Source organism: Acidovorax sp. LjRoot66 (assembly GCF_964253305.1).
In the GTDB taxonomy this organism is placed as follows: domain Bacteria; phylum Pseudomonadota; class Gammaproteobacteria; order Burkholderiales; family Burkholderiaceae_C; genus Acidovorax.
The window spans coordinates 3847576-3863291 of the sequence record NZ_CAXUQU020000001.1 but is presented as its reverse complement, the minus strand read 5'-3'; the positions used below and the strand labels follow the sequence as shown (position 1 = coordinate 3863291).

At 64.5% G+C, this 15716-nt stretch carries 11 protein-coding genes; 9 read left to right on the top strand and 2 right to left on the bottom strand.

Annotation, left to right across the window (positions count from 1 at the left end; translation table 11 throughout):
- The first annotated feature begins 160 nt into the window (after positions 1-160).
- On the top strand, positions 161-1093 hold the full coding sequence (locus ACSQ3Y_RS18270; RefSeq protein ID WP_436178368.1) for a bifunctional enoyl-CoA hydratase/phosphate acetyltransferase: 933 nt from the start codon (positions 161-163) through the stop codon (positions 1091-1093).
- Entirely contained in the window at positions 1090-2211 is a 1122-nt protein-coding gene (locus ACSQ3Y_RS18265; RefSeq protein ID WP_436178367.1) for an acetate/propionate family kinase, read from the top strand. Before ACSQ3Y_RS18270 ends, ACSQ3Y_RS18265 begins: the two co-directional genes overlap by 4 nt.
- Before the next feature lie 7 nt (positions 2212-2218).
- Here the strand turns inward: ACSQ3Y_RS18265 and bla are convergent, their stop codons facing one another.
- Positions 2219-3115, bottom strand: a complete 897-nt coding sequence (bla, locus tag ACSQ3Y_RS18260) for a class A beta-lactamase (protein WP_436178366.1) — start codon at positions 3113-3115, stop codon at positions 2219-2221.
- A 97-nt stretch (positions 3116-3212) separates the two neighbouring features.
- On the opposite strand from bla, the gene ACSQ3Y_RS18255 reads away from it, so the two are divergent.
- Complete coding sequence (locus ACSQ3Y_RS18255) at positions 3213-4073, top strand: LysR family transcriptional regulator (RefSeq protein WP_436178365.1); 861 nt, start codon at positions 3213-3215, stop codon at positions 4071-4073.
- Here ACSQ3Y_RS18255 and ACSQ3Y_RS18250 read toward each other — a convergent pair.
- On the bottom strand, positions 4070-5710 hold the full coding sequence (locus tag ACSQ3Y_RS18250) for an HD domain-containing phosphohydrolase (protein ID WP_436178364.1): 1641 nt from the start codon (positions 5708-5710) through the stop codon (positions 4070-4072). The two genes, ACSQ3Y_RS18255 and ACSQ3Y_RS18250, sit on opposite strands and share 4 nt — an antisense overlap.
- Positions 5711-5801: 91 nt before the next feature.
- On the opposite strand from ACSQ3Y_RS18250, the gene trhO reads away from it, so the two are divergent.
- The 6 genes from trhO to ACSQ3Y_RS18220 all read left to right on the top strand — a co-directional run bounded on the left by trhO (position 5802) and on the right by ACSQ3Y_RS18220 (position 15517).
- Entirely contained in the window at positions 5802-6794 is a 993-nt protein-coding gene (gene trhO, locus ACSQ3Y_RS18245; RefSeq protein ID WP_436178363.1) for an oxygen-dependent tRNA uridine(34) hydroxylase TrhO, read from the top strand.
- Entirely contained in the window at positions 6791-7465 is a 675-nt protein-coding gene (locus tag ACSQ3Y_RS18240) for a glutathione S-transferase (RefSeq protein ID WP_436178362.1), read from the top strand. The genes trhO and ACSQ3Y_RS18240 overlap by 4 nt, the downstream gene beginning before the upstream one ends.
- 37 nt (positions 7466-7502) lie before the next feature.
- Positions 7503-9029, top strand: coding sequence for a hypothetical protein (locus ACSQ3Y_RS18235; RefSeq protein ID WP_436178361.1), 1527 nt, complete (start codon positions 7503-7505; stop codon positions 9027-9029).
- Between the two features lie 311 nt (positions 9030-9340).
- Positions 9341-10399, top strand: coding sequence for an asparaginase (locus ACSQ3Y_RS18230; protein ID WP_436178360.1), 1059 nt, complete (start codon positions 9341-9343; stop codon positions 10397-10399).
- Between the two features lie 238 nt (positions 10400-10637).
- Entirely contained in the window at positions 10638-11471 is an 834-nt protein-coding gene (locus ACSQ3Y_RS18225) for a hypothetical protein (protein ID WP_436178359.1), read from the top strand.
- Between the two features lie 428 nt (positions 11472-11899).
- Positions 11900-15517 carry a hypothetical protein gene (locus ACSQ3Y_RS18220; RefSeq protein WP_436178358.1) on the top strand — a complete coding sequence of 1206 codons (3618 nt, stop codon included), beginning with the start codon at positions 11900-11902 and terminating at the stop codon, positions 15515-15517.
- The last annotated feature ends 199 nt before the right edge of the window (positions 15518-15716 follow it).

Genomic DNA, 15716 nt, shown 5'->3' with positions numbered 1-15716 from the left:
GCCTTCAACCGGCTAACGTTGTTGGGGAGCCTTGCCGTGCTACAGCACTGTCTGCGGCTCCCCGCCTAGTTATCCGATTGAATGCAAATTCGTATGAGCACCAATATATGACCCGGTCCGGCGTCCTGTTTGTTTTCCAACCAACCCTGGTGATCCCCCGATGAACAGCTTTGATGCCGACACCCTGCTGACCCGTTGCCGCACGCTGACGCCAGCGCGCACTGCCATCGTCCACGCGGTCAGCGCCAATGTGCTGCAGGCAGCGCGCGAGGCCCACGAGGCCGAGCTGATCACCCCCGTGCTGGTGGGGCCCGCCGCGCGCACCCGCGAGGCTGCCGAAGCGGCGGGCGTGGACATCTCGGCCTGGCAACTGGTCGATGCCGAGCACAGCCACGACGCGGCCGCGAAGGCGGTGGCACTGGCCGCCGCGCGCGAGGTCGATGCGCTGATGAAGGGCTCGCTGCACTCCGACGAGCTGATGGGCGCGGTGGTCAAGAGCGACGCCGGCCTGCGTACCGAGCGGCGCATCTCCCACGCCTTTCTGATCGACCAGGAGAGCTACTCCAAGGCCTTCATCATCACCGACGCAGCGGTGAACATCGCGCCCGACCTGGCCACCAAGGTCGACATCGTGCAGAACGCCGTCGATCTCTGGCATGCGCTGTTCGGCGCCGACGTGCTGCCCAAGGTGGCGGTGCTGGCGGCGGTAGAGACCGTCAGCCCGAAGATGATCGCCACGCTTGATGCCGCCGCCCTGTGCAAGATGGCCGACCGCGGCCAGATCACGGGTTGCCTGATCGACGGGCCGCTGGCCTTCGACAATGCCATCAGCGTGGAGGCGGCCCGCACCAAGGGCATCGTCTCGGCGGTCGCGGGCAACGCCGACATCCTGCTGGTGCCCAACATCGAGGCGGGCAACATGCTGGCCAAGCAGCTCATCTTTCTGAGTGGTGCCGAGGCCGCCGGCATCGTGCTGGGTGCGCGCGTGCCCATCATCCTGACCAGCCGGGCCGACAGCCAGCGGGCACGCCTGCTGTCGTGCGCCGTGGCGCTGCTGCTGGCCCATGCCCGCAGCAAGGGGCTGATCAAATGAAGAGGGCCACCCCGGTGCTGCTGGTGCTGAACGTCGGCTCGTCCAGCATCAAGTTCCAGGTGTTCGAGCGCGAGTCGCTCGCCGTGCTGATGGCGGGCAAGGTGACCGGCATCGGCACCAGCGCGCAGCTGTCGGCCACGCTGGCCGGGGCCGAGGCCCCGCTGCGCAAGCCCCTGCCTGCGGCCGACCACGACACTGCCATGGCGGCCGTGATCGCGCTGATCGACCAGCACGACGACGGCTGGCACCTGGCAGCCGTGGTGCACCGGGTGGTGCATGGCGGTGCGGACTTTCGCGAGCCGGTGCTCGTCACGCCCGACATCGTGGCTCGCCTCCAGGCCCTGGCCCCGCTGGCGCCCCTGCACCAGCCGCACAACCTGGCCGGCATTGCGGCATCGGAGCGCCTGGCCAGCCATGCGCTGGACATCGCCTGTTTCGACACCGCCTTCCATGCGCGCATGGACCCGCTGTTTCAGACCTTTGCGCTGCCCCAGGCGCTGCGCGCCCAGGGCGTGCGCCGCTACGGCTTCCATGGCCTGTCGTACGAATGGCTGGCGCACGAGATCGCCCGCACCCGCCCGGATCTGCGCGAGGCTCGCGTAGTGGCCGCGCACCTGGGCAACGGCGCCAGCCTGTGCGCCATGCATGCAGGCCGCAGCGTAGACACCACCATGGGCATGACTGCCCTGGACGGCCTGCCCATGGGCACGCGCAGCGGCGCCATCGATGCGGGCGCCGTGATCTACCTGCAGCGCGAACTGGGCATGGATGCCGCGCAGGTCGAGCACCTGCTGTACCAGGAATCGGGCCTCAAAGGTCTGTCTGGCGTCAGCAGCGACATGCAGACGCTGCTGGCCAGCGCCGACCCGCAGGCGGCCTTTGCGGTCGACTACTTTGCGCTGAAGGTGGCGCAGTACACGGCCATGCTGGCAGTATCGATGGGCGGGCTGGATGCCCTGGTGTTCACCGGCGGCATCGGCGAGAACGCCGAGCCGGTGCGTGCCGCAGTGCTGGCGCGACTGCCGATGCTGGGCGGTTTCGAGACCCTGGTCATCGCCGCCAACGAAGAAAAGATGATGGCCCTGCACGCCCAGCGCCTGCTGGCACTGCAGGGTTGACCCGCCCCTAAGCTGCTGCCAGGGCCCACTGGGCCACCAGCGCCCCGATCTCTGCCATGGCGGCATCGCGCTGCTCCGGCGGCGCCTCGCCGCCGGTCAGGTAGCAGCTCACCACGATGGGCTTGCGCGCTGGCGGCCAGAACACGCCCGCGTCATTGCTGGTGCTGCGCGATGCGGTGCCGGTCTTCTCTCCGGCCTTCCAGCCCTCGGGCAGGCGGGCGCGCAGGCGCTTGTCGCCCGTTTTGTTGGCCAGCAGCCAACCCTGCAGCTTTTCGCGCGAGGCCGGTGACAGGGCCTGGCCCAACGCCAGCGCCTGGATGCAGTGCACCATGGCCACGGGCGTGGTGGTGTCGCGCAGGTCGCCGGGTTTTGCCTCGTTGAGTTCGGGCTCGATGCGGTCCAGCCGGGTGATGCTGTCGCCCAGCGAGCGCACATAGGCCGTGAGCGCGGGTGGGCCGCCGTTGCTGGCCAGCAGCAGGTTGGCGGCGGTGTTGTCGCTCAGGGTCATGGTGCCGGCGCACAGCTCTTCCACCGTAAGGCCGGCGCCATCGGCGTGCGGCTCGGTCACGGGCGAGTAGGTCACCAGGTCCTTCTTGGTATAGGTCACGCGGCGGTCCAGCTTGTCGTGGCCCTGGTCCACGCGGCGCAGGGTCTGCGCGGCCAGCAGCAGCTTGAAGGTGCTGGCCATGGGAAAGCGCTCGCCCCCCCGGTGCGCGATCTGCCGGCCGGTATGGGTGTCGAGCGCGGCCACGCCCACGCGGCCGCCCACGCTGGCCTCGATGCGCTTGAGGTCGGCCAGCCAGGCGGTGTCGGCCGCAGAGCCACTGTTTTTCTGCGGACTTGTCTGGGCCAGGGTGGCCAGGGGGATCAAGCCGAAAGCAGCTACGAAATCTCGTCGAATCATCATTTACCTCTGTCGTTGAACGGAATAGCCGCAACGATACCGATTCGACGCGCAGCGCACCATCGACAATAATCGACCCGAGGCCCAAGAAAAACTTATGCATCTGCCGCTCAACGCCCTGCGCGCCTTCGAGGTGTCCGCCCGCCACCTGAACCTGACGCGCGCCGCCGACGAGCTCAACGTGAGCCAGACGGCCGTGAGCCAGCACATCCGCAACCTCGAAGACCGGCTGGGCAAGCCGCTGTTTCGCCGCCTGCCCCGGGGCCTGGCGCTCACGGACGAAGGCCAGGCGCTGCTGCCAGTGCTCAGCGAGGCCTTCGAGCGCATTGCGGCCGCACTCGAACACATGAGCGACGCCCGCCCGCGCGAGGTGCTTACCGTGGGCGTGGTCGGCACCTTTGCCGTGGGCTGGCTGCTGCCGCGGCTGCGCGACTTTCAGCACGCCTGCCCCTTCGTGGACCTGCGCCTGCTCACCCACAACAACCGGGTGGACATGGCTGGCGAGGGCCTGGACTATGCGATCCGCTTTGGCGACGGCGCCTGGCACGGCACCGAGGCGCAGTGCATATTGCATGCCCCCATGACCGCCATGTGCGCCCCGGCCCTGGCCCACCACCTGCGCCACCCGGCGGATTTGGCGCGCCAGCCGCTGCTGCGCACCTACCGCGTGGACGAATGGGTGGCCTGGTTCGAGGCGGCCGGTGCGCCCTGCCCCGTGGTGCGCGGCGCCGTGTTCGACTCGTCCCTGACCCTGGCCGAGGCCGCCGTGCAGGGCGCGGGCGTGGCCCTGCTGCCGGTGAGCATGTTCACGCGCGAGCTGCAGCAGGGCCGGCTGGTGCGCCCGTTTGCGCTGGAGCTGCAGCGTGGCGCCTACTGGCTCACGCGCCTGAAATCACGTGTGCCGAGCCCGGCGATGGAGGCCTTCCACCACTGGCTGATGGCGCAAGTGGCCTCTTAGCTGACCAGCGCCCTGGCGATCACCTCAGGGGGGATCTCGTCCACCTGTGCAGGCTCCAGAAACTCCTTGCCATAGCGCGCGTAGACGCCCTCGCGCACGAACACCTGGAACAGGTCGGGGTCGATATGGCCGTTGTCGCGCATCTTGCACATGATGGCCAGCGCCTGCGACAGCGTCATGCCGCTCTTGTAGGGCCGGTCGGCGGCAGTCAGCGCCTCGAAGATGTCGGCAATACCCATCATGCGCGCCTGCACCGACATCTGGTCGCGCGTGAGGCCGCGCGGGTAGCCCTTGCCGTCCATGCGCTCGTGGTGGCCGCCCGCGTACTCGGGCACGTTCTTGAGGTGGCGCGGCCAGGGCAGCGTCTCCAGCATCTTGATGGTGGCGACGATGTGGTAGTTGACGGTGTCGCGCTCGGCCTGGGTGAGCGTGCCCGAGCGGATGGTCAGGTTCTCGACCTCCTCGGCCGTGAGAAAGCTGGTCTGCACGCCCTGCGGGTTGCGCCACTGGCGCGCGGCCGAGATGTCGCGCACGCGCTGCTGGTCCTCGGCCCGCATGGCCTCGGCGCCCTGGTTGCAGCGGCGCATGAACTCGCGCTCCTCCTCCAGCGTGTGGATGCTGTGCTGCAGGCCCTGCAGCTCCAGCGCCTCGGCGGCAGCGTCCACCACCGGGCGCAAGGCCAGCTGGCGGCGCAGGGCAGCCAGCTCGGCATCGCGCTTGAGCACCTCGAAGCGCGTGTCCACCAGGCCGATGCGGTCGTACAGGGTCTGCAGCTTGGTGGCCTTGTCCACCACATGCACGGGCGTGGTGATCTTGCCGCAGTCGTGCAGCAGGCCGGCCATCTTGAGCTCGTAGCGGTCGCGCTCGGTCATGGTGAACGATGCCAGCGGCCCCTCCTGCGTGGTGTTCACCGCCTCGGCCAGCATCATGGTCAGGGCCGGCACGCGCTGGCAGTGGCCGCCGGTGTAGGGCGATTTTTCGTCGATGGCCAGGTTGATCAGGTTCACGAACGACTCGAACAGGCGTTCGAGCTGGGTGATCAGCAGCCGGTTGGTCAGCGCAATCGCTGCCTGCGAGGCCAGCGACTCGGCCAGGCTCTGGTCAGCCGTCGAGAACTCGGTGACTTCGCCGGTCTCGGGGTCGCGTGCATTGATGAGCTGCAGCACGCCGATGAGCTCGCGGTCGTGGTTTTTCATCGGCACCGTGAGGAAGGATTGCGAGCGGTAGCCGGTGCGCTGGTCGAACAGCCGCGTGCCCGAGAAGTCGAAGCCCTCTTCGGTGTAGGCATCGGCCACGTTCACCGTGCGGTCGTGGATGGCCGCATAGGCCGCCACCAGCGAATCGTTGGGCGTGCCATCGGCATTGCGCAGCGGCAACTGCGGAAAATCGATGGGCCGGCCCGTGGTGCCGCCCAGGCGGATATCGAGCGAATCGGTGCGCACGATCTCGAAGCGCAGGGCTGTCTGGTCCTCTGTCACGCTGTAGAGCGTGCCGCCATCGGCCCCGGTGATGGCCTTGGCGGCCTCCAGAATGTTCTCCAGCAGCCGGTCGATGTCCCGCTCGCGCGAGAGCGCGGCACCGATGCCGTTGAGCTGCTCGAGCCGGCGAAAAAGATGGACGGTGGATTCCTTGCTCATGGCGACCTTGGCTGCGGCGTTGGCGACCACCCATCGTAACCAAAAGTGACCGCTATCATCAGCCCTTCTGTCCTGTTTTACACCCGCCTCCGTGCAGTCTGTCACGCCCCCCATCCTCACCGCCGCCCTGTACCAGTTCGTCGACCTGCCCGACTTTGCGGATCTGCGCGACCCGCTGCAGGCGTTGTGCGACGCCCATAGCGTGCGCGGCATGCTGCTGCTGGCGCCCGAGGGCATCAACGGCACCATTGCCGGCCCGCCCGAAGGCGTGCACGCGGTGCTGGCCTGGCTGCGCAGCGATACCCGTTTTGCCGCCCTGCAGCACAAGGAGGCCCTGGGCGAGCGCCAGCCCTTCTACCGCATGCGCGTGCGCCTCAAGCGCGAGATCGTGACCCTGGGTGTGCCCGGCCTGAACCCGGCGCGCAACGCCGGTACCTATGTGAAGCCCGAGGACTGGAACGCGCTGATCGCCGACCCGGCCGTGGTGGTGGTGGACACGCGCAACGACTACGAGGTGGGCATTGGCAGCTTTGCGCGAGCCATCAACCCGCACACCAAGAGCTTTGCGGAGTTTCCGGCCTGGGTGGCCGAGCAGTCCGCCCCCGGCGGCGTGCTCGAAGGCAAGCCGCGCGTGGCCATGTTCTGCACTGGCGGCATCCGCTGCGAGAAATCGACCGCGCTGCTCAAATCCCAAGGCTTCGGCGAGGTGTATCACCTCGAAGGCGGCATCCTCAAGTACCTGGAGACCGTGCCCGAGGAAAACAGCCTGTGGCATGGCGACTGCTTTGTCTTCGACGAGCGCGTCTCGGTGGGCCACGGCCTCGCGCCCGGCCACCACCAGCTGTGCCGATCCTGCCGCATGCCCCTGGGCGAGGCAGAACTGGCCTCGCCCCACTACGTGGCCGGCGTGAGCTGCCCCTATTGCCACGGCACGCGCACACCCGAGCAGGAACAGGCCCTGGCCGAACGTGAACGCCAGATGCAACTGGCCAAGGCGCGCGGCGAGGAGCACATCGGCGCGCGACAGCCGGGCACGCCGCCCCGCAGCGGGGGCGGCGGCGGGGACGAAGGCGGGCCTGTATGAGCGCCCTGCCCGTCCTCTACTCCTTTCGCCGCTGCCCGTATGCCATGCGCGCCCGCCTGGCCCTGGCCGTGAGCGGCCAGGTGTGCGAACTGCGCGAGGTGGTGCTGCGCGCCAAGCCCCAGGGCCTGCTGCAGGCATCGCCCAAGGCCACGGTGCCCGTGCTGGTGCTGCCCGATGGAACGGTGCTTGAGCAGAGCCTGGACATCATGCGCTGGGCCCTTGCCATGAACGACCCCGCCGGCTGGCTGACCCCGAGCTCAGGCACCGAAGTCGCCATGCTGGCGCTGATCGCCGAATGCGACGGCCCCTTCAAGCAGGCGCTGGACCGATGCAAGTACCCGAGCCGGTATCCCGAGGCGGATGGCGCCCAGGCGCGCGTGCAGGCTGTGGAATGGCTTCAGGGGCTGGAGACGCGGCTGGCCGGCCAGCCGTTTCTGTTTGGCGATCATGCGGCGCTGGCCGACATGGCGATTGCGCCTTTTGTGCGGCAGTTTGCGGGCATTGACGCTGGCTGGTGGGATGCCCAGCCCTGGCCGCAGCTGCAGGCCTGGCTGGCGCAGTGGCAGGCCTGCCACCTGTTCGAGAGCGTGATGCACAAGCTGCCCGCCTGGATGGATGGCACCGAGGGTGTGGCGTTTCCGCATACCGAGGGCACCGAGCAGCCCGCCTGAACGGCCTGAACACCTGGCAACGGCACACAATGCTGGCATGCCTCTCCTTTCCTTCACGCGCGCCGGCCTGACTGCACTGGCCCTGGGCAGCGGCCTGGCCGCCACTGGGGCGCCGCTGCCCGACATGCCGGACACCCTGATCGAGAAGTCTCGCCTGGTGCGCGAGTCGCGCGACCGGGTGTGGGACCCCGCTTCGGGGCGGCTGGGCAACCTGCGGCAGCTGCGCATCGTGGCCGACGGCTGCACTGTGCGCGTGGTGTCAGGGCCAGACAACCGGCTGATCGGCCCCCGCGACAAGGTAGCGGTGGGCGAGGACCGCTACAACCCGGGCGACAAGGCCGTACCGCGCGATGTGGTGCTGCGCGTGCGCGGCGGTGCGCAGCAGCCCCGTGGCACGCCCTGCCTCACGCTCCAGCTGGCCACGGCCGACGACCTCATTCTCAGCGGCGACCACGCGGCCTACCTGTTCGACCGGGTGGAACAGCCGGCTATGCGGATCTACTTCAACCCCAGTTCGCAAGTGCGTGTGTGGTTTGAAGACGTGAAGGTGGGCTTGCTCAGCCTGAAGTCCAACGCCGATGCACTGGCTGGCGGCACCGGCCAGGTGCAGTGGCTGCAGCTGACCAGTACCCAAAGCAGCACCGTGATGCTTTTCCACGAGGTGAACGCCCGGCACATCGGCGTGAGCAGCCTGACCACCAAGGCGCGTTACTCCATCCGCATCGGCGTGGATACCAAGGCGGGCTACTATCAGCCCGCGCGTGCGCCCGGCAAGCTGGCCGAGCTGTACCCGATCTGGATCGACGGCCCGCTGGAGGCGCTGGACATACCCGCCAGCCGGGTGCATCCCATGGCGCTGACGCCGGACATCCGCCGCGAGGCACAGGCCCTGCGCGACGAGGTGCTGGGCCGCGCCGGCCCGCCGCCGGTGCTGCCCTTCCCCGGGCCTGCCGCGCTGGCGCCCGGAGCGCCGGTAGCCACCGCACCGCGCCAGCTGGCGGCCGACGGTTTCCGCCCCTACCTGCCGCCCGGCGTGGAACTGGCCTTGGTGAATTTGCACAAGGCCGGTGGCGCGATGGAGGGCACCGCACCCGACGTGGCGGCCGTGCGCACCCTGGTGCAGTCGCTGGGCCGCTCGCCCGATGTGATTTATGCCCGAGAGGCCTACACTCGCCCCCAGGGTGCGCAAGTGGCCTTTCGGGTGCTGTTCGACCTGGCCTGCCAGGCGCCGGGCGAGCCCAGCGTCTGCCTGCCGGGTACCGGCGGCAGCAGCGCCTACACCGAGGAGCAGATCCGGGGCGAGCTGCTGCCCCTGCTGGGTGCGCAGGTAGAGCTGACCCGGCTGCAGCTGCGCGAAGGCGGCGAGGTGCTGCTGGAAGGCCGCGCCGGCGACGCCGAGGCCAAGGCGGCGCTGGCCCGCATCGGCCAGCAGGCGCCCTGGCTGCGCGCCTCGTCCAGCGGGGTGGGCAATGGCAGCTTTTCGGCCCGCATGGTGCTTTTGTGCAAGGCGCCGCCGCCGCGCCAGGGCGGCATCTGCAGCGCCCCGCTCTCTGCCAAGCGCTGAGGGCACAGGCACCGGAACCGGAACCGGGCGGGCAGCGTTCCGGAATTCCGCACAGGTTTGCCGCCCGGTTCCGGTTTTCCGGCCAATGCCATCGCCGTGGAGTTCAGGCCGAGGCCGCGCGTTCCGGCGGAAATACCGGTCTTTCCCCCCGAAGCCGCCTGCGCGGCCCTCTGCTTCCGGCGATGCATGGGCTGCTGGCACGGCGATTGCGGTCAAACCTTGCCCCGGCACAATCACAGCAGCCCCCTGCTGCGCAGGTGCCCAGCCCAGGCACCCCCCTCGCTTTCCACAACAGACTGGAGACAACGACCATGACACTGAGCCCTTCCATCGCCACCCTCGCCGCCTTGTGCCTCGCCTGCGGCGCGGCATTTGCGCAGACCCCCACCAAACCGGTGGTGCAGTTCATCGCCACCGGCGGCACCATCGCCATGAAGGTCGATCCCGTCACCAAGGGCGTGGTGCCCGCCATCTCGGGCGACGACCTGATGCAGACCGTGCCCGACGCCGGCAAGTACGCCACCATCGAGGTGAACAACTTTTCTGCCATGTCGGCCAACTACGTCGAGGCCAAATGGTGGACGCGCCTGACCAAGGCCGTGGACGACGCCCTGGCCCGGCCCGAGGTGAGCGGCGTGGTGATTGCCCAGGGAACCGACACCATGGAAGAGACGGCCTACTGGCTGGACCTGACCGTCAAGTCCGACAAGCCCGTGGTCATGATCGGCGCCCAGCGCAACGCCTCGTCGCCCGACTTCGACGGCCCGCGCAACCTGCTCAACGCCATCCGCATCGCCACCACGCCCGAGGCCACCGGCAAGGGCGTGATGGTCGCCATGAACAACCAGATCAACGCCGCACGCAGCGTGACCAAGACGCACACCGGCAACGTGGAGACCTTCAAGTCGGGCGACTTCGGCTTTCTGGGCGAGGTGTGGGACGACAAGGTGGTGTTCTCACGCGCCCCGCTGCGCCGCCAGCACATCGACATCGGCACGGCCGAGATGCCTCGTGTGGAGATTCTGGCCATGTTCGGCGGTGCTGACGGCAGCCTCATGCGTTATGCCGTGGACCAGGGCGCCAAGGGCATCGTGGTGCAGGCCGTGGGCATGGGCAACATGAATGTCTCGATGTTCGAGGCGGTGAAGTACGCCCTGTCCAAGGGCGTGCCGGTGGTCATTTCCACGCGTGTGCACAACGGTCGCACCTACCCACTGTATGGCTTTCCGGGCGGCGGCAAGACGACGTTCGAGGCGGGTGCGGTGATGGCGGGCGACCTGAATCCCCAGAAGGCACGGCTGTTGCTCATGCTGATGCTGCACCAGGGGAAGGCGAGCAAGGCGGAGTTGCAGGCGGCGTTTGAGCGGTAAACGGCCAGAATGCAAACAAAAAAGGCGTTCAGAGAGTGTCTTCTGTTTCCCACAGATGGCTTTGTACCTCTGCGTTCGACCAAGACCGGTCGTGCCCAACCTTCTGTACCCAAATAGTCCAGTTGAAAAAGCCGTCCTCAGCCAAAGGTAGGCGATGCTCAACCAGAGAGGCGAGCAGTTTCATAAGAGCGAGCTTCAGCCAAGATCTAGCCCAACCATAGAACGGCACCTACTCCGCATGGAACATCAGATGCTGCTTATCGACATCGCGGGCCGGTTCCACCGCGATGGTGCCAATCTCTCGGTCACCACAGGCGGTGTCGCAATAGCAGCCGACCGTGCCGACTATGTTCGGAGCTTGCTGCCTACCGGCCTTCCCAAGTGGGGGCAGTGCACTTTTGCACAAGCAAAGGAGGTCGGGCGGATTTTGGCACGCGAGTGCCTTGCGGTCGGCGCTATTACACGATATCTCGGGACGACAGCGTGGGAGAGGTTCTGGGAAGACAGCGCGGCTCATGAATCCATGTTGAACCGCCTTCAAGGCGGCAAGGCTGGCTTGCTGAAGCCCGCTAACATAGCAAGGATTCTGGCGTTCATTGAAGGCGCTGCTGTAGCGAGCGGTCATGCAGCTTATCTCTCGAAAGCAATTGAAACGGCGAAGGCGAATGGCCCAATAACCATTGGTCAGACGCTGATCTTTGATGATGAACTTGGCGGGGAAAGCCGAGAATCATTCATGGAGTTGTGGAATGGCGCGCGGCCTCAATCAAGAACCCAAGCGGTTGGCGTTACGTTCAAGACCTGTGAGGTTCGACTCACCACGGAGCAAGACGAGCCCTTGCTCATGCTTCCCGACTATGTAGCCGGCTTGCACCACTGCGTGCAGTTAGCGGGTGCGGGGCCGAACAAATTTCCGTTGACAGCTTCTCAAGCCAATGAGTGCATAGGCCCGATGAGAAACGGAAAACTCAAGATTGGCACGGCCTATTTCGACCTTGACTATCGCTCAATGTTTGGCGAGGCCGTTGCATGCGCCGAAACTGAAATGCGTAGAAGATACCCGAACGGATGACTACTGAAACCGGACCGGAAGAAGCGTGGCAGCACCGGCGGCTTGGATGCACTTCCTAGAAGCCTTGTGTTTCGTTAAGAAAAGCCATGTTCCACTTCCTCGCGTCGGTGTCGGCTTCAAATGCGACCAAGATCGCACTCGGATCGGTTGTTAAGCATGGTGACATGCTTTGCAGCGATTTGCGATCGGTGATGGGCGCAGTGCGAAACACCGCTGCCTGCCACAAACTAGGTACTTGGATTAGTTATCCATGGTTTCGTTTTGACGGAACTCGCCGGGTATTTTGCGTTTGAGACGGCTTCTTTGCAGCTATGCAGTACCGTGGCGCTATAAATGAGTAATTTCGCAGCTTGACAGTCGGGAGAGCTGCATCGCAATCGCTTATGCTCGTTCTACGGAGGCGCCACATCTCGGCGGAATAGTTTCCAATGTCCAGCGAGGAAAAGGCCAAGAGCGACCCATTACGGGGAACGAACGTTACGAGCACGATCGCCACCGGCGGCGGCGGCGGGGTGTTCCAGTCCCGTGTTGGGGCGCTCTACCTAGCCAATATGCTCACCGGGTTCCCAACGGCTTTCAGCCTACACGGATACCGCGTCGAAGAACTTCGGTTCGAGGCGCGCTACGCGGGCGCGCACACTGACGATATTTTCTGCAAGGTTAAAAGCGCCGAGGGCAAGCATCTTCAGCTGATTCAGTGCAAGCGTGGGCTGAATATAACTGCCAGCAACGAGGACTTTGTCGACGGACTGCAAGGCGCTTGGCGGGACTTCCTTCGCGTCGAAGGAAGTCCGTTCGATCGTTCATGCGATGTTTTGGTTCTCGCCACGACTGCCCCTGCTACTGTCGCCAATCAAGCTGCCAAGAGGTTGTGCGAGCTATCCCGTGCGTCTGTGAATCTGGCCGATTTTCTTCTGAAGCTTCATACGCCGAAGCTACTTAGCCGCAAACATACCGAGGTCTGGGAAGTCTTCAAGGAGGTTTCAAAGAATACCCTTGCAGATGAGTACACCGATGAACTCGTCTTCCAACTCCTCCGCCGTCTTCGTATCGATGTACACGACCTTGGCACAGACTCCTCGCAAGAACTCAGCCTCATTCAAGCACTCTTGATGTCAGGCCAATCAGGCGACTCCGGCGAGCTCGTGTGGGACGGCCTGGTCTCCTATGTCTTTTCGCAAGGCACTGGCGTCGGAACCGTCACCCGGAACACGTGGACCACCACTGCGAACGCAGGCCTGCAGCAGGCAGTCAACCGCCTGAACTTACAGCGAGGCCTTGGTGGCATCGCTGAGCACTTCAGTGAAAGCTCCCGCCTTCAGCTGTCGCTTATCTCCACCGCACTGCCCAACGGCACCCACATACCGCGTGGGGAGTGTCTCGCTCGTGTGCTGGCAGGCTTTGAGGAGCGGCAACTCGCCATCGTCACAGGAGGACCGGGTGCCGGCAAGTCTGCTGTCATGGCGGGCCTGGCGCCCCTCTTGCGAGAGTCCGGCCCGCTGTTCTTCTTTCGGGCCGATGAACTCGATAAACCGAGTTTGGCGACGGTTCTATCACTGGCAGGGGTGCCCGACCCAATGCTCACCATTGCGAGCATCTTTCGCGGCGGTACGCCCACTGTTGTCATCGACTCGCTCGAGAAAGTGCTTGAGGCGAGAAACCCAGGCGCACTTGAAGAGTTGCTGGCGTTGGTCCGACAGAACAAAGGAGCGAAGCTATGCATCACAACGCGCTCCTACGCGCTCAATCCCCTTTATACGAATTTCCTGACCGGCTTCTCCAGCCAGGTTGTCGAGGTTCCGCTCCTCTCAGACTTGGAGATCTCTGCTGCAGTAGTAGGCAGCGATATTGAAGAAGCCGTCGTCAAGGATGCTGGTGTTCGAGCAGTGCTGCGCGCACCGTACTACCTACGGCTTGCGTTCAATTTCACTGCTGGCGGTACCACATTGCCCTCGGTATCGGGCAACGATCTGCGACGGATGCTTTGGACAGCGCGTATTGCTCCCAGCAAGGGCCTACCTCAAGGGATGGCGGCTCGAAGACAAGTTGCCTTTGACCAAGTTTGCTACCAACGTACTGAGCGCTTCGCGCAGTTTGTTGAGGCTCCAGTCGACGCAGAAGCGGTGACGTCACTTCTGCAAGACGCTGTGTTGGTAACGGACGCCGCCGACCGGGTGGCACCGGCGCATGACGTCCTGGAGGACTGGTCGCTCTTCTTTCGTATCGAGCGAGAGGTTCGATCTGCAGAGCGCGACTGGGCAGCGCTCTTTGCAAGGCTTCGCTCGCACGCCGGCATGCGTCGTGCACTGCGTACATGGACGGCGCAGCGGTCTGCGGAGGGTGATACAGACGCCTATGCTCTGTTAGACGCTGCGCTCAGGCAAGACTCAGCAATTCCACAGCTATGGCGAGATGAAGTAGCGATCGGTCTGTTGCGCTCCGATCAAGTGGAGTCCTTGGTCGCAAGGCTTGCCAGCAATGTCTCATTTGACAACGAGAGCCTCTTGAAGCGCCTAGGTCACTTGTTGCGAGTTGCCTGCAAAGGGCCATCGTCCATCGACTACTCAAGCCTAGCAGACGACACTGCGAACAAAGAAATCCTCGCTCGCATCGGGATGGCTGCACCTGTGGGCAAAGCCTGGGACGTGATTGTCCAGCTGGTCGCAAAAGTCTTTCCTCTTCTGCCACCTGAGAGTCACCCATGGGTCGTCCAGCTCGCCGATGACGCCATCGCACACAACGAGAGCTGGCGGCGACCTTCAAAAAGGGTGCGCGACGTGTTCAGCATTGCTGAGCACTACTGCGTGAATGACAACGAGACCTGGTACGGGGGGCAATCTATCGGCCGGCGCTTCTACGCGCTCCTGTGCAGTTGCTGCGGGGCAGACACGACGCGGTTCAAGGCGTTTATCGAAGTGCTTCTGAGGCGCTTGGCTCACGAATCCGATGGACGAGATTTTTACTCGGAGGAGCGGCTGGAGTTTATGATCGACTTCAAGCACAGCAGGGAGCCGAGTTACTTCACACCGGACATGGCGCGCGAAGTGTTCCGGACCCTATACACGGTGACCGAGCCTCGGCTCAGACGCAACTTTAGAACACACGGCTGGGAATCCGACTTCGGGCTTACTGAACGGGCGGCTGACAAATTTTTCCCGCCATCTGTGCTGCAGGGACCGTTTCGCTCACTTCTACTCTATTCCTTTCCGAAAAGCCTGCGCTTTTTGGTCGAGCTGTGCAATCACGCCGCCAGCGCTTTCGCAAAGGCGCACCCAGACAAGGTTGTGATTTTGCAACCCGAGGTCAGCCCCAACGCGCGTACTCACGTCCACGACTGGCGCCTTTGGACCGCATATCGTGGCCATTCAGTTACCAGTTACTTACTTAACTGCGCCCTCATGTCACTAGAGGAGCGACTGCTGATCGAGGCAGAAGATCAGCCAGAAATTACATCTCAAGTGATTGAAGTAATTCTTGAGACTGGCGAGTCGAGCTTAACGACTGGCCTCGCGGCTGGGGTATTGATGGCAAACCCGAACCTAGTGACCGAGAAAATGCTCTCCATTTTCAAGTGTTCGGCGTTCTTTGCTGATGACATCGCGCGTAGTGTGCATGAGCCCAGAGCCCTTGCCATTCATGGGGGGCATGATGGCCTAGACAGTGAACGACAGAACGAGCGTGGTGCGAGCAACCGACTCCCGCACAGGCGGAAAACCTTGGAAGGTCTGGCACTGCAGTTGCAGTTCAATCGACCAGATCTGCGCGATGCCATCTTTGCGATCTTGGACAAGCATACGGCTGACTTAGCTGCTGCCACACATGCGCCCGAAGGTTGGCGGATGACGCTCAAGCACATGGATGCTCGCGGCCTGAAGTTTGGCAAACCTGTAGGCGACGGAAATCTAGTGCCTCTGGAGGTTGCCGACCTCGAACCCGAGCTAAAGCAATACAGTGATCAGGCTGAGGATCGCGCGCAACTCATGAACCGTCTGGCCGCGGTGCGGCTATGGGCAAGGGCCATCACGGACCGCTGCGCGCACCGATGAATCTGATCAGCTAAACCAATCTTGGACTATCAGCTCACCGACAAAGAGCGCCTTGGGGTGTTCTGTGTGAAGCTTAAAAGCAGCAAGTTTTCCTCTACCCTGTGGAAAACTCCCCGCGGCCCATCGAATGTTGATAACCCGCTTACGAGACCCAAGGGCGCCGGGCAGCGCGACGATACCTGGCTGGAATTGAGCACGA

Bases quoted from the DNA above. Each gene is read 5' to 3' on its own strand.
- ACSQ3Y_RS18220 (WP_436178358.1), top strand. From the start codon at position 11,900: ATGTCCAGCGAGGAAAAGGCCAAGAGCGACCCATTACGGGGAACGAAC.
- ACSQ3Y_RS18265 (WP_436178367.1), top strand. From the start codon at position 1,090: ATGAAGAGGGCCACCCCGGTGCTGCTGGTGCTGAACGTCGGCTCGTCC.
- ACSQ3Y_RS18250 (WP_436178364.1), bottom strand. From the start codon at position 5,710: ATGAGCAAGGAATCCACCGTCCATCTTTTTCGCCGGCTCGAGCAGCTC.
- ACSQ3Y_RS18235 (WP_436178361.1), top strand. From the start codon at position 7,503: ATGCCTCTCCTTTCCTTCACGCGCGCCGGCCTGACTGCACTGGCCCTG.
- ACSQ3Y_RS18225 (WP_436178359.1), top strand. From the start codon at position 10,638: ATGGAACATCAGATGCTGCTTATCGACATCGCGGGCCGGTTCCACCGC.
- ACSQ3Y_RS18270 (WP_436178368.1), top strand. From the start codon at position 161: ATGAACAGCTTTGATGCCGACACCCTGCTGACCCGTTGCCGCACGCTG.
- ACSQ3Y_RS18230 (WP_436178360.1), top strand. From the start codon at position 9,341: ATGACACTGAGCCCTTCCATCGCCACCCTCGCCGCCTTGTGCCTCGCC.
- bla (WP_436178366.1), bottom strand. From the start codon at position 3,115: ATGATTCGACGAGATTTCGTAGCTGCTTTCGGCTTGATCCCCCTGGCC.
- ACSQ3Y_RS18240 (WP_436178362.1), top strand. From the start codon at position 6,791: ATGAGCGCCCTGCCCGTCCTCTACTCCTTTCGCCGCTGCCCGTATGCC.
- ACSQ3Y_RS18255 (WP_436178365.1), top strand. From the start codon at position 3,213: ATGCATCTGCCGCTCAACGCCCTGCGCGCCTTCGAGGTGTCCGCCCGC.